Consider the following 21,833-nt stretch of genomic DNA (forward strand, 5'->3'; position numbering starts at 1 on the left):
CACCCAAACATAGCGATATGAAAACTGCGGAAAAACTAACAGTTGAGCAAATCGTCGAGCAGTTGAGACAAGACTACGCCAGATTTCCGAAAGACCAGACCTACAGTCTCTACGCTGAAGACGTCAAGTTCAAAGATCCGATGAATGCGTTTAAAGGCGTCGAGCTTTTTCGACGAATGATTGGCTTTATTGACTGGTTTTTTGGCGATGTGCAGATGGATCTGCACAGTATTGAAGCGTCTGCGCCTTCTTTGATCGAGCTACGGTGGACCCTGAATATGGACCCGCCAGTTCCCTGGTCTTCGAGATTGCACATCCCTGGACGCACTGAGCTACAGATTAGTGAACAGGGGTTAATTGAGTCGCATGTGGACTATTGGAACTGTTCGCGGCTAGACGTGCTGAAACAAGTGTTCAAAACGGATAATTGACAGGTACAGGTCACTCTAAGCTAAGGCACGAGCTTTTCTTCTATAGGTTTCCAAACATGAAACGAGCTAATACTTGTCTGGAAAGCAGGTCAGGCTGGTGGTGTTATGACTAGAGACATCCCCAGATACCACTGGGACAGACAGATTATGAAACGCTTTTGGACGCTTTTATTGACTGGTTCTGCTTTGGCAACGTTTAGCCTAGGTAGCTGCGCTCAAGCCCCTAGCGAGAGCCAAGCAGATTTGGCAGAATCAGCAGAAGTAGACAGTAATGAAGCTGCGCCGATCGCTCCAGAGGCAGATATGGCCAGCGATGTATCAGCAGAGCGATCCCAAACGAGTAGACCCCAGTTGATCAAGCGAGCCTATCTATCGTTAGGGGTGACTTCTGTAGAAGACAGCTTTGAGCAAGTGCGCCAAATTATTCAGCAGCAGCAAGGCGATTTGCTTTCTCTGGAAGACAGCGGCGATCGCCAGCGATCCCTTAGCTTTGAGATGCGGGTGCCGCAAGAAAGACTCGACTTGACGCTAGATGCTTTCACTGAGCTAGGTGAGGTTCGCAGCCGATCAATCAGCACCGAAGATGTGTCTAGTCAGCTAGTAGATTTGCAGGCGAGGCTAAAAAATGCGCGAAAGTCAGAAGCAGCGCTGCAAGAGCTGATGGGGCGCTCTGGTGAGATATCGGACGTGCTTGAGGTCTCTAGAGAACTGAGTAATGTCCGCCAAACGATTGAACAAATGGCGGCCCAGCAGCAGAATTTGCAGACGCAGGTGCGCTATTCAACAATAAGCTTGAGTTTGGAGAGCGCGATCGCCTCTACACCAGATCAACCTGCGGTCTCTCGTCAGCTTGCTAATTCTTGGCGCTCAGCGACCCATTCTATGGGCAGTTTCACGACGGATCTTTTGCAGATTGGCCTTTGGCTACTGGTCTACAGCCCGTATATCCTAATTTTGCTCTGCGGGGCGGTCATAGTCAGAAGAGTTCGGTTAGCCAATCGCGGCTAGAAGCTATAGAAGGCTACCTGTAAAGTTCATGCAAGCGTCCCCGGTAGGCACTAACTTGCCTGAGGAAAGACCTGTGGAAAACTCTGTGGAAAACTTTGAATGTTGGTAAGAAGTTGCTCAGCGCTATGGATATCTCATGAAAAACAAAATCTGAGAACAGGGCTGTAATTCCCTAGCAGCAATAGTTGAGATACGGTCAATTTAGATACAGATCCGTGTAAATACTTATCTAATTTTTGCTGAAAGTTTTCCACAGGCTGTCTGAAGCTATTACGAAGTCTCGTAGCATCTGCAGCACTCTCTACAAGAACGGTGCTTAGTTCTTAGCAATTACTGGGAACTATTAGATGATGCACGGTGGCTCTGGCTGTTTTGATTCTAGCCAGCTTAGAGCTGCAAAGTCGCTCTGAAAAAACGAACACCCAAAGAATAGGTTGTTCATAGCGCAAAGATTTGTCGAAAGAGTCCGCCCTTGCCATTCTTACCAGCTATCAACTGATGCAAAAGCTCGTACTGCCATCGGTATAGAAAACTTTCTCCGTGGGCCGCGATGTTACGGAGCTTGCTGATTTGATCGAGGCTGGAAGCTGCTTGCTTTCCTTTGCTTACAAGGCAGGCCGCCATCGGATGATCCCATTGAGCCAAAAATTGAGTGAGCAGACGGCGATCGCGCTCTGACACCTGCCTGCTGCCGTTGACCTTAACCATAGAAATGCCTGAGTCAGGACGCGATCGCGCCGACAGCTGGCCAGACTGAAAAGACCGCCACCGCTCAGCTAGCAACGGTGGCAGCATGCCAATGGTGTACTGGCGCGACGGCCCTAGTAAAATACCCCCCAGTTCTGTTATCCCTTGCGCTAACAAAAAGCTGTAGAGGTCAGTAAAAAACGGCTTGATGACCTCACGCTCTACCGCGAAGCTCAGACGGATACCCGCTTCTGAGTAGTCAGCAATATTGGCATCAGAACCGCTAGTGCTGGTGAGCTGATCGTTTTTGTAAGCAGCTAGTAAATCCTGCTGACTAGCGCCCTGCAGACAAAACCAGACATCGTCGCCGAGAGCGCTGCGTACTTGCTTTTGCAGGTTAGCAGCTGTCGGCATCGGCATCGGGCTTACCTGCACCTGCAGCCGTTCGATATGGGCCTCTTGACCTTGAATGGTAGATTCTTGCGACGCCATCTCAGACTTGAGCACCGAGAGCTGAGCCTGCTGTTCGCCAGAGAGCTGTGTGATTTTTTCCTCTAGCAAGGCGATTTGAGCCTTCATCGTCTCAATCTGACCATCTTTTTGCGCTAGCAGCTCCTCCTGCTGAATTAGTAACTGCGTTTTCTGCTTGACCTCTAGCGCACTAAGTCCGGCACGAATGAGGTTGAAATAGGTCAGCGCTGCGATATCTACAGCCTGTGGTGCCGCTTCTGGCAGATACAAAAATCCCTGCCGCTGACTCATGAGTACTACTAACAGATGCCCTTCGCTATTCTCGATGGTGAGCTGTCTCTCACTGCCAGTGGTTTCCAAGGTGCCTTTGTAGCGCCGCTTGCTGTGGTAGAACTCGACATGGAGAGAACCGACGCCTTCTGAGGTGCGATCGCCTGTGACTTGATGTTGCGACTGCAAAAGATCCTGCTCAGCTACCGAGAAGGAACTAGACGAGTCTTGAGGTTCCTCTTCCTTTGTTGAAGCGTCATCTGGTATCGAAGGCTTATCTGGACTGATGAGTTCGGTAAGGCGAGCTGATGGAGTAGCAAGCTTTGCCTCTTTATAAGTAGAAGAGTCAGTGTCAGCAGAAGAATCAGTGTCAGCAGAAGAATCAGTTGATGAGTAGCTAGAAGAGGGGGATGGGTCAATAAGGGGTGGGTTAGGCTGTAGCGCTTCAATTAGCTCTTTGGCGACTTCTTTGGTCGCTTCTCGTGAGTCTTCAAAATTTGGAGCTGATTCTTCAATAGTTGGGCTTGATAGATTTTGGGTAAGACTTAGCTCCGGCTGTTTATCTGACTGCCTGCTGGATTGCTGGGCCGACTGACTGTCTGACCAGGGACGAATACCTGCGTCCGGGCGAGGAGTAGGACGGGCAGGACGCACGCCGACTAACTCTAGTTCTACGGTGCGACGACCTTTCCATTCGTTCAGACGTAGCTTGTAGGCAATGTCTACGATCCTAGGAAGCGGATAGTGTTCGGCCCAGCGCCAGGCGATCGCCTTCATCACCACTTTTTTGGCATCGTCGGTCGCGGCATGGGCCACGGTCAGCTTGAGATGGTCATTGTTTTTTCCGATTACCTTCTGCTCTACGATTGAGGCAGCCGCAGTCCAAAACACCGGGTCTGGATTCTGTATGCCGCAGGGATGAACCTGATCGATCTGCTGATACAGTTCCAAATTCGTCGCTGCTAAAGGCGCATGAGCATCTATGACAATCAGCGGCTTTAGATGATCTAGCTGGAGGTGCTTGCGGGCAAAATTGCTGAGGCGAGACTTGATTTGCCTTAGCCGATTAGCCTGAAAAGAAAAGCCACCGGCTGCCTGGTGACCGCCGTATTTATCCATCAGGTCATCGCAAAACTTCAGCGCTTCAAATACGTTAAATTCTGGAATGCTCCGAGCAGAGCCGCGAATCTCTTTTCTGTTTTTGTCTTCGTACGTACCAATAAAAACAGGCACGCCGTAGCGCTCTACCAGCCTAGAAGCAACGATGCCGATGACGCCGTGATGCCATTCAGGCTGTACGACAATCAGCACTCGCTCTTTTTGCAAATCTAGTAGACCCGCTTCAATCTGCGCGTCGCACCATTCTACGGCTTGCGTCTCAATGGTTTGGCACATTTCGCGGCGCAGCAAGTTCGCTTCTTCACACTGCATCGCCCGCTGCAAGGCCACGCCCACATCATCTGTGGTCAGCAGGTCAATCACAATCTGCGGATCGGCGATCCGGCCAACTGCATTAATCCTCGGGCCTAATCGAAAGCCGATAGCCTCTGGCCTCAGCGCCGTTTCCTCACTAAGGCCAGCGACTTCAATCAGCGCCTGGACACCGGGAATAAGCGATTTGGGCAGTAGCTTTAGGCCTCTTTTTACCCAGCGGCGGTTGACGCCTGTCAGCGGCGCTAGATCGGCTATCGTGCCCAGGGTAAATAGCGCCAGTAAGGTAGCAGTGAGATCTTGCATTTTGTCCAGGCGCTGAGCCAGACAGACAGCCAGAATATAGGCCACGCCGACGCCTGCAACGCCTCGATAGGGTGAGGCTTCGCGGATCAGTTTGGGATTGAGAATGGCATCGGCTGGCGGTAGCTGCTCGGGCAGATCGTGGTGGTCTGTCAGGATGACCGTGAGACCCAGCTCTTTGGCACGGGCAATAGGCGCGTAGGCAGCGATACCGTTGTCTACAGTAAGAATGATACTGCCACCGATGGCATGAAAGTCTTCGACGATGCGCTGATTGATACCGTAGCCTTCGCTCATGCGGCTTGGAATTGCATAGTCTACTTGCGCGCCCAGGTACCGGAGCGATCGCATCAATAGCGCTGTGCTAGTCATCCCATCAGCGTCGTAGTCGCCGCAGATCAAGATCCTTTCCTTGATCGCGATCGCATCGACCAGCAGCTCCAAGGCACCCGTTAGATCTGGAAACTCATCTAGAGGCGAGGGCAATTGGATCGTTTCAGGGTCTAAAAACTCCCAGGCTTGCTCTGGCGTGTAAATACCGCGATTGATCAGAACCTGAGCTAACAGAGGTGAAAGCGCCGTCGCTTCGGCGATATTGCTAGCCTGCGATTTTTGTGCAGGAAAAATTTGCCACCGCTGCTCTGGGACCGAAGCAGGCGAGTTTAAAAGCGGTTTAGAAGCCGGCGTTGGGCTAGGCAGAGCCACCTCTCCCCCAGCAAGTGCCGTTTCAATAGACGGTTCTGACACGTTAGACCACAAAGACCAGAGTCAAAAAGTATTTACTCCAAAGCACTATAGCGTCGACTTCGCACTCTACAACACCTTTGAGGGGGATTGCACAAGAGAAGACAACGCTATAGATCGTTTGTTCTAATATAGCGGATGATCGAAAGTAGGTTTAACGAGCCCTTAAAGAAGTGTCATCTGGCCAGGAGAGATTCCAAAAATACCGTAGAGGTCATGCAGATTAATACACTAAGACCCTGCCGTCATTAGCGACATGAACAGCGCGATCGCTATCATGACCGCTCGGCAGCAGTTCCACTTGCAGCGTTTGCGCGTCTGGGCGATGAAGCACCGCGCGAAGTGCCCTATTCTCCTCATCCCAAAACACTAGTGACATCTCGTCATCAGCGCCAACTACCGTCTCAATCACAAAATCCGTCTGCGGCATCAGCCGAGGCAAATGTAGGTCTAATATGCGCTCTAGCTGCACCAGTCCATTGGTCTTGTTGATGAACTCGATGGTGATCGGTTGACCGGGAACAAAGCGAATCTGATTAGAGCTGCATTGGTAAACACAGGGACTAGGCGGCTGCTCGACGGCCTGAGCGGATGGCGCAGCGAGGGGTAAGAGTGTGGCTACGAGGGCAGCTATGCAGCTGGGTAGATACTGCAATCTGTGGCCAAAGAATTGGATGGAGCAAGGTTGAGCCATTGTCTGGGGTACAGTCTGAGCCATAGTCATAGTGTGATGTTCAGTGTGATGTTCTTAATTGGATGGTCTAGGTGTAATCGTCGAAACGTAATGTGGCGCTAGCGGTGTTTGAAATGCGATCGATACGGTTGCAATGCGATCGCAAACATGAGCTTAAAATTCCCAAAGGCTCTACTAGGCTCTACCGACCGCTGATAGCAATGGCGCAATCCCTCTAGACACGAGCTAGACACGAGGCCGGATTTACGAGCACCGCTTCAGCAGTCTGTTTCACTGCCGTAAAGCTTTCGTTGATGGCTAGACACTATGTTCGATCTGCAAGCAACACTTCAGCGGAATCACAGCAAGACAGCAGGTTTTGATCAGTAACTGTGAACTCTACGAGCAGGACTTTAGAAGACCGACTGTCTTCAAAAGGTCTATCTAGCGTTTTTTAGTGAGTCTTTTCGAGCTATGGCACAGGGCGTGGATAAAACGATTGAAACCAGGATTGCTCGCGGTCTCTATATACTGGCAAATGATGTTGTGTTCGATCAGCTGATTGCGCTGATCAACAGTATCGAGCGCAACATTGGTAGGGATATGCCTATCTGCATCGTGCCCTATGACGATAGGATTCAACGCTCGAAGCTAGCAACCCGACAGTATCAGCAGGTTCAGTGGTTTGAAGATAAGGCGATTTTGCTCAAGTGGGAACAGTTTGCAGAGCGAATTTGGCGATCGCATCCAATGGCTTTCGATGTGTGGAGCCAAAGAGGGATTGAAGGCGTCAACCGTATGGGCATGCACCGTCGGTTCTGTTGCTTTGATGGCCCATTCGAGCGATTTGTTTATCTAGACGCAGACATCTTGGTAATGAACTCGTTTGATCGACTGTTCGATAGCTTAGATGACCACGACTTTGTCACCTACGACTATCAGTACAAAGATTTAAGCCATGTCTTCGACGTGAGTTCTAGAAGATTGCCAGATGTCTTTGAGTCAGATCGCCTAGAAACCGAAATTTTTTGTGCGGGCCTCTATGCGGCCAAAGCGGGACTGTTCACCGATGAGCTACTGACTGAGCTGGCAGAACAGCTAGAAGCTGGAGACTCAGAAATCTTATATTTTAACGGACCCGATCAGACCATCTTGAACTACATGGTGATGAAGTCTGGTATAGATGCAATCAATCTATCTCAGCATCTGCCAGCAGAAAAGAGAACCGGATGCTGCGTCACATCCGATCACTTTTTTGAGAAAGATCACGTTCTATTGGACAGCGCAGAACAGCTCACGTACCTGCACTATATCGGCATCGGCGCTAAGTTCTTTCAGCAAGTTTGCAGCGGGCAAAATATTCTTTTTCCCTATCGCGATCTCTTTCTCTACTATCGCTATCTAAAAGAAGAAACTGCACCAGCGCTAGTCGGACCTGCGGTTCGATACGATCGCCCCGACAAAGGCACTTTACGTCAGCGAATATCTTGCAAAGTGCGTCAGCTACTACCAGGGTAATCGACTACCGTCCCAAGAGAAAAACTCACCGCTCTCTTTGATCGTAACCTTCTCTAAAACGCTCAATAGCTGAGTGACAGTTCTCTCGGTAGAAAATAATTTTTCGGGTGAAACCCCTCTTTGAAAAGGCTTCGAGAGTCTTGTGTCTGTTGTACCAGGGTGTAGCATCACGATGATTGTCTTCGGGCTACGCCGACTGTATTCAATAGCCGCCGTTTTCAGAAACATGTTCAGCGCTGCTTTGGAGGCTCTGTATCCATACCACCCACCGATACGATTATCGCCAATGCTGCCGATCTTCGCAGAAATAGTAGCAAAGATGCTAGGCTCAGCGTGCCTAAACAAACCTAGCAAATGCTTTGCAAGCAGCGCTGGACCGACGCTGTTAATCTGAAAGTAGGTCAGTAAGTTCTCTGAATTAAGCTGCCTGAGCGCTTTTTCGGGCTGCTGCTGCTCACTATGCAACAGCCCAACACAGTTAATTGCTAAGTGAAGATTCGGTGCGTTGGCAGAGCCTCCCTGGAGAATCTCCTTTACCGCTACTAAGCCCTTTTCAATCTGTTCTTCATGAGCGATGTCCATCCTAATTAGATGTAGACGGCTAGGATACTGACTAGCTAGTTTTCGCAACTCTTCCGCAGTCTGCTCTGAGCGATAGGTTCCAAACAAATGCCTAATCCGATCGTCAGCTAATAGCTGCTGAGTAAAAGCTAGGCCGATCCCCTGAGTCGCACCAACAACAAGAGCGTTAATAGTCGGAACAGAGGGAAGTAGCATCGACTCGAACCTTAGAAGATGGGCGTTTTGAGCTTATCACCTTTCTTCTTTTCAGTGCCAGGCTTCTAACGGCAGGTGTATTTTGGCACTAGACCGCTGTAGAAAATATCCTAGTTCAGAGTAGCGCTGTTCATCTACCGCACCTAATCTCCTGTCTCAAACCCTCAGTTAGCTAGCGTAAAGTCGCTGTTAAACGCCTTGACTAGTATCTTGTAAGCGCTGGTAGGCTTGCTCTATCGCTTCTAGTTTTTGCTTTTGATCTTGGATGATGGCCTGCTGCGCGTCGAGCTGTAAGCTCTGTTCTCTCATGCGTAGCTGATTTTTGACCCGCGCAATAACTTCTGATGGATGAAAAGGTTTGTTGATATAGTCAACTGCGCCCACTTCAAATGCTCTGACTTTATCAAAGGTCAAATCTAACGCACTCAAGAAGATAACTGGAATGTTTTTACTCTGCTGATTTGACTTGATCTGTTGACAAACCGTGTAGCCATCCATCTCTGGCATCATAATGTCTAGCAAGACCAGATCTGGCTGAAAACGAGGAATGTTACTCAGTGCCAAGGCACCGTCAGGGGACTGTCGTACGTTGTAGCCTTCTTCAGTCAATAGCTTTTTTAAGAGCTGGAGATTTTCGAGCCGATCGTCTACGACCAGTATCTTAGAACGCTCGTCTAGTACATTAATATCCATAGCTCAAAAAGACTGTGGTAAAGCAACTGATAAGACTACTATTCCCTCAGTGCATAGATGTGTCCACATCAACGGACTTACAAGTAATATCAATGACTGTCAATATATCTATGCTGGGCAGCCTGAGGCTTATAACCGAGAATCAGATAGGCCACTTCAGACTTGAAAGCTGACTAAATCTGAAATGGCTGTGCTCGCTGACCAAATTTGGGGACGTTTCATCTGTGAACATATTGTTGGTTGAAGATGACTATCTACTAGGTCGCAGTATGGTTCGTTTGTTAGAAGCCTCTGGGCGGCATAGAGTTAGGCTAACCCGCATAGCCACAGACATTTTTAAGTATTGTGAATCTGATATTGTTGAATTAGTACTAATGGATGTAAATCTACCGGGGATACTGTGGCAGGACAAAGAAACGACAGGAGTTGTGCTCTCTCGGCTACTGAAATCCAACCCTATGACGCGGCACATACCCGTTGTATTGCTAACAGCAAATAGTGAAGACGTGGATAAAACTCACTTAATGAAAGATGCACTGGCTGATTCGGTTTGTGCAAAGTCAATTAAGGACGCCGATAGCTTTTTATCTTTGCTAGATCGAGTAATAGATAGCAAAAGCGCGAGCAGACTAGGACTATCCGTATCTTAAGATTAAACCAGCAAGCCTCGAACGGTGGTAGGGCTTGAGTATGATCAAAGTTATGAGGCATCCGCTACAAAGCTAGATAGACGTTAGGATTTAGTACCTGCTAGCTGGCTATCTTCAATCATTTCTAGCAGCTTTTTGTAGGCAAAATCAGCGACTGCTTGTTCTATAGCCAGCGCTAGGGATCGCTGTTCTCCTGATAGCTGTGTTGTTAGCGTAAGAATGGTGTCATTATCTAGATCTAGAACAGCTTGAGTGAGGTCATCTCGCCAGCTCTTAGAGGTATTAGCAAAAAGTTCTGGTGTAAGTTTCACTGCAGCAGGCTGACCGATTAGAGGAGCACTGTCAGCGTACAGGTAGCGAACGCCTAGCTGCTCAGTCAATTTGTCAAAGATTTCGCTAGCTCGAATAGGTTTGCTAATAAAGTCATCACAGCCACTGGCGATCGCAGCCGCTCGATCATCTGCAAAAGCATTGGCCGTTAGTGCAACAATTCGAGTCTGATGCTGAGGGCTGCTAGACGCCTCTTCTAGTGCCTTAATCCGTCTTGTAGCCTCCTCTCCAGTCATCACAGGCATCCGCACATCCATCCAAATCAGATGAGGCTGCCATGATTCCCAGCGAACAACTGCCTCTTTTCCGTTTTCTGCTTCACGGACTTCAAAGCCGACATTCGTCAGCAAATGAGATAGCAGCTTACGGTTAACCGCAACGTCGTCTACAACCAAAATTCTATAGTCAGGTTGTCCGGGCGCTAGCCCAATCACCTGGGTAGAAGCCTGCTCGGCTGTAGACAGGCTAAGCTCGCTATTAACAGCAGCCACAGGGATATCAAATGAGAAAGTAGAGCCTTTGCCTAGCTGAGAGTCAACAGTTAAATTGCCACCTAGCAGTCGAATGTACTCATGCGAAATCGCTAGCCCTAGCCCAGTACCATCAGACGCACTTAGTCCAGATTGGGTTTGCACAAAAGCCTCAAATAGATGAGCCTGATCGGCAGCCGCGATGCCAGGTCCTGTATCTTTGAGCGCGAAGGTTAGTAGGGTTGAAGATCCCTCAGCAGTTTGAAGATAGCTACGACTCTCTAAGTTTCCATAGTCTTGGCTTTGTTGATTCTGACTGTGTTGGTCCTGGCTTTGTTCGAGCTGGCTGTCTACGGATAGGGTAATTGTGCCAGCAGCAGTGAACTTGACTGCGTTACTGAGCAAATTAATCAGGATCTGTCTGAGTTTGAGGCGATCGCTCATAACAATATGAGGGAGATTGGGCGATCGCACTACCAAAAACTGCAAACCCTTCCTATCCACAGCGCTACTGAACATCTGCTGAAGCTCATCTAGCAAACGATACAGATCGAACTCAGTGCTGTTCAACTCGACTCGCCTAGCTTCAATCTTAGAGATATCTAAGATATCGTTGATCAAAGCGAGCAGATGTTCACCACTGCGATAGATAATATCTAGGTTCTCTGCTTGATCTAGATTAGGATTAGACTCTCGCAAAATGTGAGTAAAGCCCAGTATGGCATTCAGCGGCGATCTCAGCTCGTGACTCATATTCGCCAGAAACTCGCTCTTCGCTTGGTTCGCGGCTTCTGCGGCTTGGGTCGCGCGGGCGAGCGCCTGTGTAGCCTGTTTGCGTTCGGTGATGTCTTCGAACATATACAGATAAGCAAACGTAGCGTTGTCCTGCTGTACAGGTCCATAGATACGTCTAAGCGTTCGCCCATCCAATAGCGGCACTTCGTCTTCAATTATTTTAGTGCCGTTAGTAAAGTCTCTTTCGGTAGAATCTGCAACAAATCTACCTAGATCTATACTGCTCAGACACTCGGTCAGTAGCTGTTCGCCATTGATGCTGCCGCTTGCCACTTCTGGCTGTAGGTGCTCTAGCTGCCAGATCCGATAGAATTCGGAGTTGACGAAGAGCGCCTCATTGGTATGACAGTCCATTACAAAGATGCCGGTAGGTGGCAAATTGTTGATAGCCCGCAGCAATGCACTATTACGATGTAGTTTGTTCTGGGCTTTCCGGCGTTCGGTAATATCTACTAGCACACCTAGCGTACTCCCAGCATTGCAAAGACCTTCATCGCACTCGGCGGTAGTAGAGAGCAACACATCTAGGTAGGTGCCGTCCTTTTTAATGAACTGACAGAAGCGATCGCGATCTAAGCTGTCTTTTTTCATTGTCGTGACCACTTGACTAACCTCGCGCTTGCAGCCGTCTGCGACAAAGGCTAGTAAAGGTTGACCAATCACCTCTTCTTTTCTGTATCCCAGCTTTTCTAACCAGTAGTTGCTAGTGCCGACAATGAGGCCATCCGCGTCTATAGAATGCAGCATCGCTGGCGTTTCTTCATACAGATATTGATACCGAGCTTCGCTTTTTTGAAGGGCTCTAAAGGTGTCTAGATAATGGGAAATGTCAACATGAGTACTGACATAGTGAGTCACCTGGCCTTCGATGTTTAAAATAGGTGAGAACGCAACTTCACTCCAAAAAGACTGGCCGTCTTTACGCAGACCCTGTAGTAAGACCTTGCAGCGGGTACTGCTAGACACCGCTTCGCGGATAGCATCTAGGCCGCCCTGTTCCGCTTTCTTTGTCGGTAAAGACCAATAGCTACGGTCCAATATCTCTGCTGCACTATAGTCAGTAAGCAGTTCAAAGCTAGGACTCACATAGACGACAGGCAGATCTTCTTGCTGTGCGTCGCAAAGGAGCAGTCCACTAGCAGTGTGCTCTATGGCCTCTCGAAAAGTAGCTGCAGTTGGCGGATTGGAACGACTTAGTTTTATGTCCGTTTTTTGAGTCGATTTAGCAGCCAAAACCGATTGAGAAGCTGACTGATAGCTTGGCGCGGTAGATAAGCTCCGGGTATCAAGGCTGATGCGACTAAAGATGATTCGATACGTACTTGCGGCTAAGCCCCAGCAGGCTAGCGCCGTCAATCCATCGAATAGTGTTCCAAATGGCATCACACCCATTGCATCGATTCCCTTGTAGCAGCAGATATCAGAGCTACTGAAATGTTGCCCAAAAATGCAGGGGCGTATATTGACGTGAATGTCGTGGTGTGAAAATGAACAAACGTCAGCTAGGCAGCGGGGCAATCGAATCTACCAAGGTTTTGATCATGCGATCGCTCTCTATCGGCATCGTAGCGGCAGCACCCAGCATCCTTTGCAGCATGACGAAGTACACCAGCGTGCCTACAAACATTCGCGCCGAAGCAGTCGGATCGCTTAGCCCTAACTCCGAACAAGAAGATAGATAGCGAGTAAGCTCATCTAGAATTGGTTTTGCAACGTTTTGAATATAGGGTTCTGATAGCTCCGGGAATCGGCCCGACTCACCGATGATTAGCCGCATAAACTCGCAAAATTGAGAATCACAGGCCGCCTCATCTAAAAAATCCTTCGCCAAGTGAGTGAGTACCTTTCTTGGCTCACCTGATAATGCGTTTTCGCGGCGGATATCAAAAGAAGATGAGCGAAACTTTTCTTCCGCCATCTGCTGTATTAGCGCAGAAAACAGCCCCGTCTTATCTTGAAAATGGCTGTAGACCGTTGCTTTTGAAACGCCAGCCGCCGCCGCCACCCGGTCCATACTGGTCGCCGCATAGCCGTTGGCTAAAAACTCTTGCTTAGCTCCCTGTAAAATTGCTGCCGATTTGACAGCCGATTTCTTCCGTTCCGAGCGATTAGAAAAATTCACAAGTTCTAGAGCCAACGCAATAAATAAACGCGCACCTACGACTCCTCAACAAGTACCTCGATCAAAAGCCACCCTCTAACCAAAAGCCACAAGTGTGCCTATTATATTGTGTCGCCTGCGGCTACGCCTTCTATACTTCGACACATGCCGCCCAACTATCGTCTTGCTAGCCTATAGCGAGTCAGGGGGGTGATGACATCTCGTCCAACTGCTTCTTATAGACGCGCTGTCGGAATCTTTGAGCAAAAAGTCCGTACTTTGGCGCAAAGACCATCGCTAGCACAAAGAAAACCGTCAGTAGCACCACAATGCTGCCGCCGGTTGAAACGTCGAAGTGATAGCTGAAGTAGGTACCCAAGACACAGGCAGAGACACTAGCAGCCACAGAAATCATCAGCATCCGATCAAATCTATCGGTCAGTAGGTAGGCGGTGGCACCAGGTGTTACTAGCATGGCCACTACCATAATGATGCCTGCGGTCTGCAAAGCAGTGACGATAGTCAGCGCCAGCACCGACAGCAGCGTATAGTACATCATCTGGGTGTTGAGGCCGATGGCTTTCGCGTGATTAGGGTCAAAGCAGAACAGCAGCAAATCTTTACGGCGTAACAAAATCACGGCCAGGGTGAGGGTGCCTGCTATCAGGGTTTGAATAATGTCTTGTCGAGAAATCCCCAGCACGTTGCCAAACAAAATATGAAACAGATCGATATTGCTCGGAATCTTGGTCACTAGCACTAGACCAAAGGCAAAAAATCCGGTAAAGACAACGCCAATCACGGCGTCCTCTTTTAATCGCGTTTTTGATTTGATATAGCCGATCGCTACCGTTGCGCCAAAACCAAAAGCAAACGCGCCTACTGCAAACGGAATGCCCAGTGCGTAGGAGATTACAACCCCCGGAACGACTGCATGAGAGACCGCATCGCCCATCAGTGACCAGCCCTTGAGCGTCACGTAGCAAGAGAGCACCGCGCAAACTAGACCGACAAAAGCGCTGACCCAAATCGCCTGCCGCAAAAACCCATACTGTAAGGGTTCAGCAATCCAATTCCAGGCCGTTGTGAGTACATCGATCACGCCTCGACCTCGGCATTTTGGCTAGTTTGGCGATTGACTATGTGACTGCTTTGGCCAGTCATTTGGCCAGTCATTTGGCGCAGGCTGCTGATCGGTAAGCCGCCGAAGGCCATCGTTAGGTTGTCTTCGGTGAAGACCTCCTGGGTGGTGCCGCTCGCTAGGATGGTTTGGTTGAGCAAGATGGTGCGATCGCAAAAAGTAGACACAGAAGCGAGATCGTGAGTAGAGACCAAGATAGTGTGACCCTCTTGCTTTAGCTGCAGCAGCAAATCAATGATCCGTTTCTCGGTTTTCACATCTACGCCAGTAAAGGGCTCATCTAAAAGAATCACCTTGCCCTCTTGAGCTAGCGCCCTCGCTAGAAAAGCCCGCTTCTTTTGCCCGCCCGAAAGCTCGCCGATCTGGTGGTTACGAAAATCCACTAAGCCAACTCGCTCCAAGCTTTCCATCACAATCCGGCGGTCTTTCTGCCTGGGCGTGCGAAAGATGTTCATGTAGCCGTATCGGCCCATCATCACCACTTCAAAAACGCTTACCGGAAAATTCCAGTCCACCTCGTCCGACTGGGGGACATAGGCCATGAGCTGCCGCTTTTGCACTTTTTGAACAGGAAATCCACCCACGCGAATTTTCCCCTGGCTGGGCTGCAAAAAACCCATGATCGACTTGAACAAAGTAGACTTACCGCTACCGTTAGGACCGACTAAGGCAGTAATCGTACCCGGCATCACCATACAGCTTGCGTTGTAGAGCGCCAGTTTGGCGTTGCTGTAAGTCACGCTGATGTCATCTACGGTGATATCAAGCGAAGAAGCTGTCATCGTCATTAATCTTTCAGTCCTGCTAAACTACTTTTTTGGCGTTTGGGTTCTGGCACTTGGGTTCTGGCGCTTGGGTTTTGGCGCTTGGGTTTTGGCACTTCAGTTTCCCAGCTCATTGCCTAATTCATTTTCACCAGCTAGCGGCTTGGCTTATTAGTTGAGCTAGTTAGTTGAGCTAGGAATAGCGGCTCAGCCAGAGATAGCTAGTTGGCATTGCTACCGGCTAATAGACCGTTGGTAATAGTGCGAGCGTCGTATTCCAATAAGTCTAGGAAAGTGGGCACCGGCCCTTCTTCAGTAGAGAGCGAGTCGACATAGAGATTACCGCCAAATCGTGCTCCTGTCGTCTGAGCGACCTGCTTTTGGCCTTCGTCATTGACGGTGCTTTCACAAAAAATGGTAGGCACATCGTTTTCTTTGACGGCATCGATCACACCTTGCACCTGCTTAGGGGTAAACTGCTGTTCGGCGTTAATCGGCCACATATAGATCTCGCTCATGTCGTAGTCGCGCGCGAGATAAGAAAATGCACCTTCACAGCTCACTAGGTAGCGCTGGCTTTCGGGCACTTGCTCAAGATCGCTCTCTAGCGCTTTGCCGATAGCATCGATCTGTTCACTGTAGGCAGCGGCATTGGCGTTGTAAATTTCTGCATTTTCAGGATCTAGCTCCACAAACGCCTGACGAATATTTTCGACGTAGACCAGCGCATTTTGCGGTGACATCCAGGCATGGGGATTGGGCTTGTCAGCGTACGGGCCTATAGCAATAGGAATGGGCTCAATACCTTCTGTCAGCACCGCCGACGGCACATCTTTCACGTTGCCTAGAAATTGCTCAAACCACCGCTCCAAGTTCATACCGTTGTACAAAAGCAAGTCAGCATCCTGCGCTTTAACGATGTCGCTAGGTGTCGGCTCGTAGCCATGAATCTCTGCGCCGATACGAGTGATAGACTCTACTTTTAGAGCATCGCCTGCTACGTTCTGGGCCATATCTGCCAAGATAGTAAAGGTAGTGAGTACGACCTTTTTGCCATCGTCTTGACCGACAGCCGGGCTATCCACTTGACTGGTTGTCTGACTATCGACTACATCGTTTGTGGCAGCATTTTGAGCAGCACTACAGCCGACTAAAAACAAGGCAGCCGCCAGCGAGCCTGCACCTAGCTGGCGAGTAGCTTTTTTGCCTATTGATAGCGATAGAGATCTTTTCATAAAGAATCCAAACAAGTTACGCCTGAAAGAACCATGAAGACCCAGCCAAGGCACCTTAGCCTGCAATGTCCGACTTTTCATAATCGTTTCATTTTCATAATTGTTTCATAATTCCTTGAAAACAACAACCCCAGAAGACATAGGTTACATAGAAGAACTTATCGCCATAGACCGTCAGTATGTATGGCATCCGTATGCGGCGATGCCAAATCCGCTGCCAGTGTTTCCAGTGCGCTCAGCGAAGGGCGTGCGAATCGAATTAGAAGATGGGCAATCGCTGATCGACGGCGTTTCTTCTTGGTGGACCTGTATCCACGGCTATAACCACCCCCAGCTCAACGCCGCCGCGCATACTCAAATTGAGCGGATGTCGCACGTCATGTTTGGTGGCTTAACTCATCGCCCGGCCATAGATCTGGCGCAAAAGCTAATTGAGATTACGCCTACTGACCTACAGCATGTTTTCTTTAGCGATTCTGGCTCTGTAGCGGTTGAGGTAGCAATGAAGATGGCGGTGCAGTACTGGCACAGCCGAGGTCAAGCTAACAAAAATCGATTTCTGACTATTCGCAATGGCTACCATGGCGATACGTTTGCCGCGATGTCAGCCTGCGATCCGGTGAATGGGATGCATCATTTGTTTAGCGGGATGCTGACGCAGCAATATTTTGCCGACGCGCCTCAGATTCGATTTCACGAAGACTGGCAAGAAGCAGATATTACTAGTTTTGCAGCGCTTTTAGAAGAAAATAGCGATCGCATCGCCGCAGCCATCTTTGAACCCGTTGTTCAAAATGCGGGAGGCGTCCGCTTTTACCATCCTGAGTATGTACGCAGAGCTAGCGAGCTGTGCAAGCAGCATAACGTGCTGCTAATTCTAGATGAGATTGCCACGGGATTTGGCCGCTCTGGCAAGCTATTTGCCTGTGAATATGCAGCCATCTGTCCAGACATTATGTGCGTGGGCAAAGCCTTGTCAGGTGGGTTTATGTCACTAGCAGCAACGCTAACGACCCCGCACATCAGCGAGACTTTTGCGGCTGGGGAGGCAGGCGTGTTTATGCACGGGCCAACGTTTATGGGCAATCCGTTAGCTTGTGCGGTGTCGCTAGCAAATTTGGAGCTGTTAGAAAGCTACGACTGGCAATCAAAAATTGCAGCGATTGAGGCGCAGTTAACCGCAGAGCTAGAGGGATGCCGGGAGCTAGAGGCCGTGAAGGATGTGCGGGTTTTGGGTGCGATCGCAGCCGTAGAGCTGCGTAGGCCAGTAGATATGGCGACAGTACAACCACAGTTTGTAGATAGAGGGGTCTGGTTACGGCCCTTTGGCAGGTTACTCTACACGATGCCACCCTACATTATTCGACCAGAAGAGCTAAGCGCTGTTACATCAGCCATCTATGAAGTTGCTGCTGGCCTTTAGCAAGAGCCTATGTAGCAATCTGCGTTGAGGCGCTTTTGATTAGAGGCCAGTCCTTGATTAGACGAAGCCAATCTTTCTCTTCACACGCTTGAGATCTCTCCATATAGCCCATATAGACAGCCTCGGGATAGATAGCCTTAGAGTCTATACAAGGCATAAGTAATACTCAAGATTTCAAATTAAAAAGCATCTCTATCTGTAGAGGTAGTCAGAGGAAGTAGCTGGTAAGCTCGAAGGACTGACCAAACGTTAGCCTGTTGTATTTCGCAGAAAGTATGGCCGCTTCAAAAAAAACTCGTTTCTCTTGGGTAGGGCAGTTCCTAGCTTTTGTGCCAGGGAAAAAGTCCCCCTACCAGTCCGCTTTTGTGCAGGTAGTCGCCGCTGAGAAAGGCGCACCCGTCAATAAGACTAAAAGCTATCAGATCAGGCTGGATAAAGATATTCGAGAAGCAGCATCTGACTCTATCGAAGCTCAGGACTGGATCAAAATTGCTGGCCGAGGCAAACCGGATAAAAAAACCGGAAAGATCGTATGGAAGGCTGACACCATAAAGAAGATTTCACTTCGGAAGGTAGCTAAAATCAAGGAAAAGGTAGAGACGCGATCGCAGTCTGCACCGTCCAAGTCGCTTGCAAGCGCTAAGGCCAAGCCTGCTAGAGTTTTAGTTTGCCAGAAGTCTAGCTGCCGTAAGAAGGGAAGTCAGAAGGTAAGCGCTGCCATAGAAGATGCGATCGCTAAGGCCGAAGCTGCTGAGAACGTGATCGTTAAATCAACTGGCTGTCTCAAGTGCTGTAAAACAGGGCCAACCGTCGTTGTTTTACCAGCTAGCAGCAGCAAAAAGGCATCTAAAGAGACACATAGAAAAGTAACGCCGAAGTCTGCCAAAAAGATTGTTGCTTCTTTGCTATAGCCACATTCCTCTGCAGGCAGCCTTGATGGAGCGACCCCACTGAAAAGATAGCAAGCCGCTGATGACATTAGCTGATAATGCGGACCTCTATGCGCCTAACGCCACATGTGACGGGGATACAGCTTCTCGATAGGGCTTAAGCTAAGTGCGAACCATAGAGTGGCTGAGAGGTGTAATCGCTGTTATAGCGCGACTGATGAGACTAATTATCATATATCTCAATGGTCTGCCTATAGCTAGTCTCAAGAAGATACTCAATAGCCAAGCTATCTTCGTCAAACGATCGCCAACTGATCGTCATTGGCGAAGACCTTTCTCCATCGGGCAGTGCAGTCATCTAAATACTGCACTGCCGCTGTAACTAGGCAGCATTTGTGATCGGTTATACCAACCGAAAAGAATATTCATCAAGCCCGAAATTCAGTTAGCAAGCTAGCTCTCGCCTTAAACTCGTCCTTTTGACGACGTCAGCTCTCAGATTATTAATAAAGAATGGTTTTCATTAGCGACTATTTGCTCTAAGTTTATACATAAGATTGTTTGACTCATTCAACTGGTTGTTGTTTATCAAAGATGTCCTCTCGAGACAGTATGGTTCACTGCTTGAGTCAGCAGTGAACCTTTTCTATTTACTAGCCGGCGGTCGAGTTGAACAATACCAACGTTGAGATGAGTGCTGTCGGCGTAGTTGGACTAGAGAGTATAGAAATTAGAAGGAAGATCATGAGTAAAGTAGGTTTGTTTTACGGTTCGACCACAGGAAAAACGGCTGATGCCGCTGAACAGGTTCAAGCAGCCCTAGGGGGAGAATCTGTTGTAGATCTCCAGGACATCGCAGATACAGAGGCCGCGAGCCTAGCGGAGTACGACTATCTAATCATCGCCTGTCCTACCTGGAATATTGGCGACTTGCAAGATGACTGGGAAGCTGTCTTTGATGACTTAGATGATGTCGATTTCAGCGACAAAACCGTCGCATACTTTGGCACGGGCGACCAAATCGGCTATGCCGACAACTTCATGGACGCGATGGGACAGCTGGAGGAGAAGATTTCGGGGCTAGGAGGTAAAACCGTCGGCTATTGGCCTATTGATGGCTATGAGCACAATGAGTCAATGGCCATTCGCGACGGCAAATTCTGCGGACTAGCGCTCGATGACGACAACCAAGACGACCAATCAGCAGATCGCATCCAAGCGTGGACTACGCAGATCAAGCAAGAGATGAGTCTTTAGACGCTGTCACACCACGGCTGTACTTCGACAGCCGTGGTGCTATGTAGCCTATCTCTGCTTGTGGTCGCTATGAAAAATGGATTGTTCTAACGATTGGCACTCTAACAATTGACACAATGGTGACGGCTCAGGTTTCTCTCAAAACGCTATCTACAGTTTCAGCTTTACCACTTGACAATAGTCCCTCAAAGAAGCGCTGGTACCAGCCGACGTTTTCCCCAGAGCACGGTGTTCTGTTGGTTTTACTAGGCGCTGTGCTGACTGGCGCTTCGCTAGCTCAAGCCTGGACGGGTGACACTAGCCTAGCTTGTTTGGCTGGCTTTCTAGGGCTTCAGTCAGAACATCCTTTGGTAGTACAGATCAAACGCCGCCGTCAGTGGCGACCGCGCTATCTGTTCTGGGCTGGGTTATACGGTGGCTCAGCGCTGGCGCTGGCGCTTTATCTTTCATTTCAGCACCCTATTCTCTTCTGGATATGTGGCGCGGCTGTTTTGGCCCTGGCCATAGATGTTCTATCTGTTGTTCGACGCAATCAGAAGGCTGTCGTCAACGAAATCGTGATGTTCAGCGCGATCTGTCTATCTACGCTGTTTGTCTTTGGCGCGACAACAGGAACGATCACGCCTCAGGCTGTGGGCCTATGGATATTGAATAGCTTGTTCTTCTCGGGGGCGGTCTTCAGCGTGAAGCTGCGAAAGGTGAAGACCAGTTCGCTGCAGGCGGGGTTTATCTATCATGGATGTGCGATCGCGCTTGTGATTGGACTCTATGCGCTGGGCTGGCTTTCCTCGCTTACGGCCTTGGTGTTTGCGATCGCATTGATAAAGATAGCCATTGTCACCTACTGGCGAAACTGGTATCGAACCTGTAGGTTCGAGCACATTGCTCGGTTTGAAACTTATTTTGCCCTGATCTATACAGCGTTAGTATCACTGACAGTATTACCGCCTAAGCTACCGCCTGTCGCCTAGTGGGCCTATCTCTCAAAGCCTGGCATTTTCCAGCACTGATCAAGTGACGCTATTAGCACTGGGCGCGCAGAGGAAACTCGTCTGAGAATATTCCATAGCTGTAGCGCCTCCGTCGGCGTTTTCACCTCTACTTGCAGCGGCTTAAACCCACCGCAACGACATGTAATACCTAGATCCTGTAAGCGATGGTAAACCTGCCAGCGATCCTCACAGGTGACTGATACATGATCAGAATCTGTCAAACTGCTCGAATCTACTGCCGAATTGATCAATGAATCGGCTGATTCTGTAGAACTAGGTAGTGGCATTGAACAAAAACCTCCTGTAGAAGTATCGCGATAACTAGCTATCGAATAGAAGTCGGAATAAAAGCCTTTTCTTAAATAGGAAAGGATGCTGTTTGGCAACGTTTTTAAAAGATCGGTGCCTTAAGCACTATCAAGCTAAAGTACTTAGCATTGGTTGGTCATATCGCTTCGCCTACCATATTGATGCGAAAAACTTCTAATAAGCGAGTTTAGTAGGCACTCGAAACCATAAATAATTTATAGCTATCAAGTTGAATAGAGTAACTGCAAGGTACTTTCAATAGCAACGTAGCAAACATTATTAACTAACAAGTATTGAAACGTTCAAGACACTGCCTTAACACAGCGTATGAGTAGGTTTTAAGCGTTTTCACCTTTACAGCTCTATTGAGAATGCATATCAACCAATCTGGGCTAAACCCCTGTAAAATAAAGGGTTTCAGGTTATTGAGAATAAGCTATACTTCAGTAACTAAGACGTATGCCGCAGCG

The 21,833-nt window shown here is 49.0% G+C and carries 18 protein-coding genes; 8 read left to right on the plus strand and 10 right to left on the minus strand.

The features are described from left to right. Positions 1-17: 17 nt before the first annotated feature. Both IQ256_RS07425 and IQ256_RS07430 read left to right on the plus strand, forming a co-directional pair. Complete coding sequence (locus IQ256_RS07425; protein WP_193854905.1) at positions 18-431, plus strand: DUF2358 domain-containing protein; 414 nt, start codon at positions 18-20, stop codon at positions 429-431. Positions 432-578: 147 nt separating this feature from the next. Further along, positions 579-1,439: a DUF4349 domain-containing protein gene (locus IQ256_RS07430; RefSeq protein ID WP_193854906.1), complete on the plus strand. Its 861-nt coding sequence runs from the start codon at positions 579-581 to the stop codon at positions 1,437-1,439. Positions 1,440-1,877: 438 nt separating this feature from the next. Here the strand turns inward: IQ256_RS07430 and recJ are convergent, their stop codons facing one another. Both recJ and IQ256_RS07440 read right to left on the minus strand, forming a co-directional pair. After that, positions 1,878-5,360, minus strand: a complete 3,483-nt coding sequence (recJ, locus tag IQ256_RS29495) for a single-stranded-DNA-specific exonuclease RecJ (RefSeq protein WP_370623369.1) — start codon at positions 5,358-5,360, stop codon at positions 1,878-1,880. 208 nt (positions 5,361-5,568) lie between these two features. Next, positions 5,569-6,069 (minus strand): hypothetical protein, encoded by a 501-nt coding sequence (locus tag IQ256_RS07440; protein ID WP_228024658.1) that lies wholly within the window; start codon positions 6,067-6,069, stop codon positions 5,569-5,571. A gap of 423 nt (positions 6,070-6,492) precedes the next feature. On the opposite strand from IQ256_RS07440, the gene IQ256_RS07445 reads away from it, so the two are divergent. Then, positions 6,493-7,536 (plus strand): Npun_R2821/Npun_R2822 family protein, encoded by a 1,044-nt coding sequence (locus IQ256_RS07445; protein ID WP_228024659.1) that lies wholly within the window; start codon positions 6,493-6,495, stop codon positions 7,534-7,536. Here the strand turns inward: IQ256_RS07445 and IQ256_RS07450 are convergent. Continuing rightward, positions 7,525-8,313, minus strand: coding sequence for an SDR family NAD(P)-dependent oxidoreductase (locus IQ256_RS07450; RefSeq protein ID WP_193854908.1), 789 nt, complete (start codon positions 8,311-8,313; stop codon positions 7,525-7,527). The two genes, IQ256_RS07445 and IQ256_RS07450, sit on opposite strands and share 12 nt — an antisense overlap. Before the next feature lie 189 nt (positions 8,314-8,502). Beyond that, positions 8,503-9,006, minus strand: a complete 504-nt coding sequence (locus IQ256_RS07455) for a response regulator (RefSeq protein ID WP_193854909.1) — start codon at positions 9,004-9,006, stop codon at positions 8,503-8,505. 224 nt (positions 9,007-9,230) lie between these two features. On the opposite strand from IQ256_RS07455, the gene IQ256_RS07460 reads away from it, so the two are divergent. Beyond that, entirely contained in the window at positions 9,231-9,656 is a 426-nt protein-coding gene (locus tag IQ256_RS07460; protein WP_193854910.1) for a response regulator, read from the plus strand. 83 nt (positions 9,657-9,739) lie between these two features. Here the strand turns inward: IQ256_RS07460 and IQ256_RS07465 are convergent, their stop codons facing one another. The 5 genes from IQ256_RS07465 to IQ256_RS07485 all read right to left on the minus strand — a co-directional run bounded on the left by IQ256_RS07465 (position 9,740) and on the right by IQ256_RS07485 (position 16,492). Beyond that, complete coding sequence (locus IQ256_RS07465; RefSeq protein WP_193854911.1) at positions 9,740-12,643, minus strand: PAS domain S-box protein; 2,904 nt, start codon at positions 12,641-12,643, stop codon at positions 9,740-9,742. 106 nt (positions 12,644-12,749) lie between these two features. Further along, positions 12,750-13,373 carry a TetR/AcrR family transcriptional regulator gene (locus IQ256_RS07470; RefSeq protein ID WP_193854912.1) on the minus strand — a complete coding sequence of 208 codons (624 nt, stop codon included), beginning with the start codon at positions 13,371-13,373 and terminating at the stop codon, positions 12,750-12,752. 181 nt (positions 13,374-13,554) lie between these two features. Then, positions 13,555-14,454, minus strand: a complete 900-nt coding sequence (locus tag IQ256_RS07475) for a metal ABC transporter permease (protein WP_370623370.1) — start codon at positions 14,452-14,454, stop codon at positions 13,555-13,557. Continuing rightward, the gene (locus tag IQ256_RS07480; protein WP_193854913.1) at positions 14,451-15,275 is read right to left on the minus strand and encodes a metal ABC transporter ATP-binding protein; all 825 of its coding nucleotides are present in this window, start codon (positions 15,273-15,275) and stop codon (positions 14,451-14,453) included. The genes IQ256_RS07475 and IQ256_RS07480 overlap by 4 nt, the downstream gene beginning before the upstream one ends. Before the next feature lie 203 nt (positions 15,276-15,478). Further along, complete coding sequence (locus tag IQ256_RS07485) at positions 15,479-16,492, minus strand: metal ABC transporter substrate-binding protein (RefSeq protein WP_193854914.1); 1,014 nt, start codon at positions 16,490-16,492, stop codon at positions 15,479-15,481. A gap of 115 nt (positions 16,493-16,607) precedes the next feature. Between IQ256_RS07485 and bioA the strand changes: the two genes are divergently transcribed. The 4 genes from bioA to IQ256_RS07505 all read left to right on the plus strand — a co-directional run bounded on the left by bioA (position 16,608) and on the right by IQ256_RS07505 (position 21,033). After that, positions 16,608-17,915: an adenosylmethionine--8-amino-7-oxononanoate transaminase gene (bioA, locus tag IQ256_RS07490; RefSeq protein WP_228024661.1), complete on the plus strand. Its 1,308-nt coding sequence runs from the start codon at positions 16,608-16,610 to the stop codon at positions 17,913-17,915. Positions 17,916-18,190: 275 nt separating this feature from the next. After that, a complete protein-coding gene (locus IQ256_RS07495) occupies positions 18,191-18,826 on the plus strand; it encodes a (2Fe-2S) ferredoxin domain-containing protein (protein ID WP_193854915.1) in 636 nt (211 codons plus the stop codon). Positions 18,827-19,549: 723 nt separating this feature from the next. After that, positions 19,550-20,062 carry a flavodoxin FldA gene (fldA, locus tag IQ256_RS07500; RefSeq protein ID WP_193854916.1) on the plus strand — a complete coding sequence of 171 codons (513 nt, stop codon included), beginning with the start codon at positions 19,550-19,552 and terminating at the stop codon, positions 20,060-20,062. 116 nt (positions 20,063-20,178) lie between these two features. After that, positions 20,179-21,033 (plus strand): YwiC-like family protein, encoded by an 855-nt coding sequence (locus tag IQ256_RS07505; protein WP_193854917.1) that lies wholly within the window; start codon positions 20,179-20,181, stop codon positions 21,031-21,033. A gap of 5 nt (positions 21,034-21,038) precedes the next feature. Here the strand turns inward: IQ256_RS07505 and IQ256_RS07510 are convergent, their stop codons facing one another. Next, positions 21,039-21,341, minus strand: coding sequence for an Asr1405/Asl0597 family protein (locus IQ256_RS07510; RefSeq protein ID WP_228024662.1), 303 nt, complete (start codon positions 21,339-21,341; stop codon positions 21,039-21,041). Positions 21,342-21,833 lie beyond the last annotated feature (492 nt).

Source organism: cf. Phormidesmis sp. LEGE 11477 (assembly GCF_015207105.1).
Classification (GTDB): Bacteria; Cyanobacteriota; Cyanobacteriia; order Phormidesmidales; family Phormidesmidaceae; genus Phormidesmis.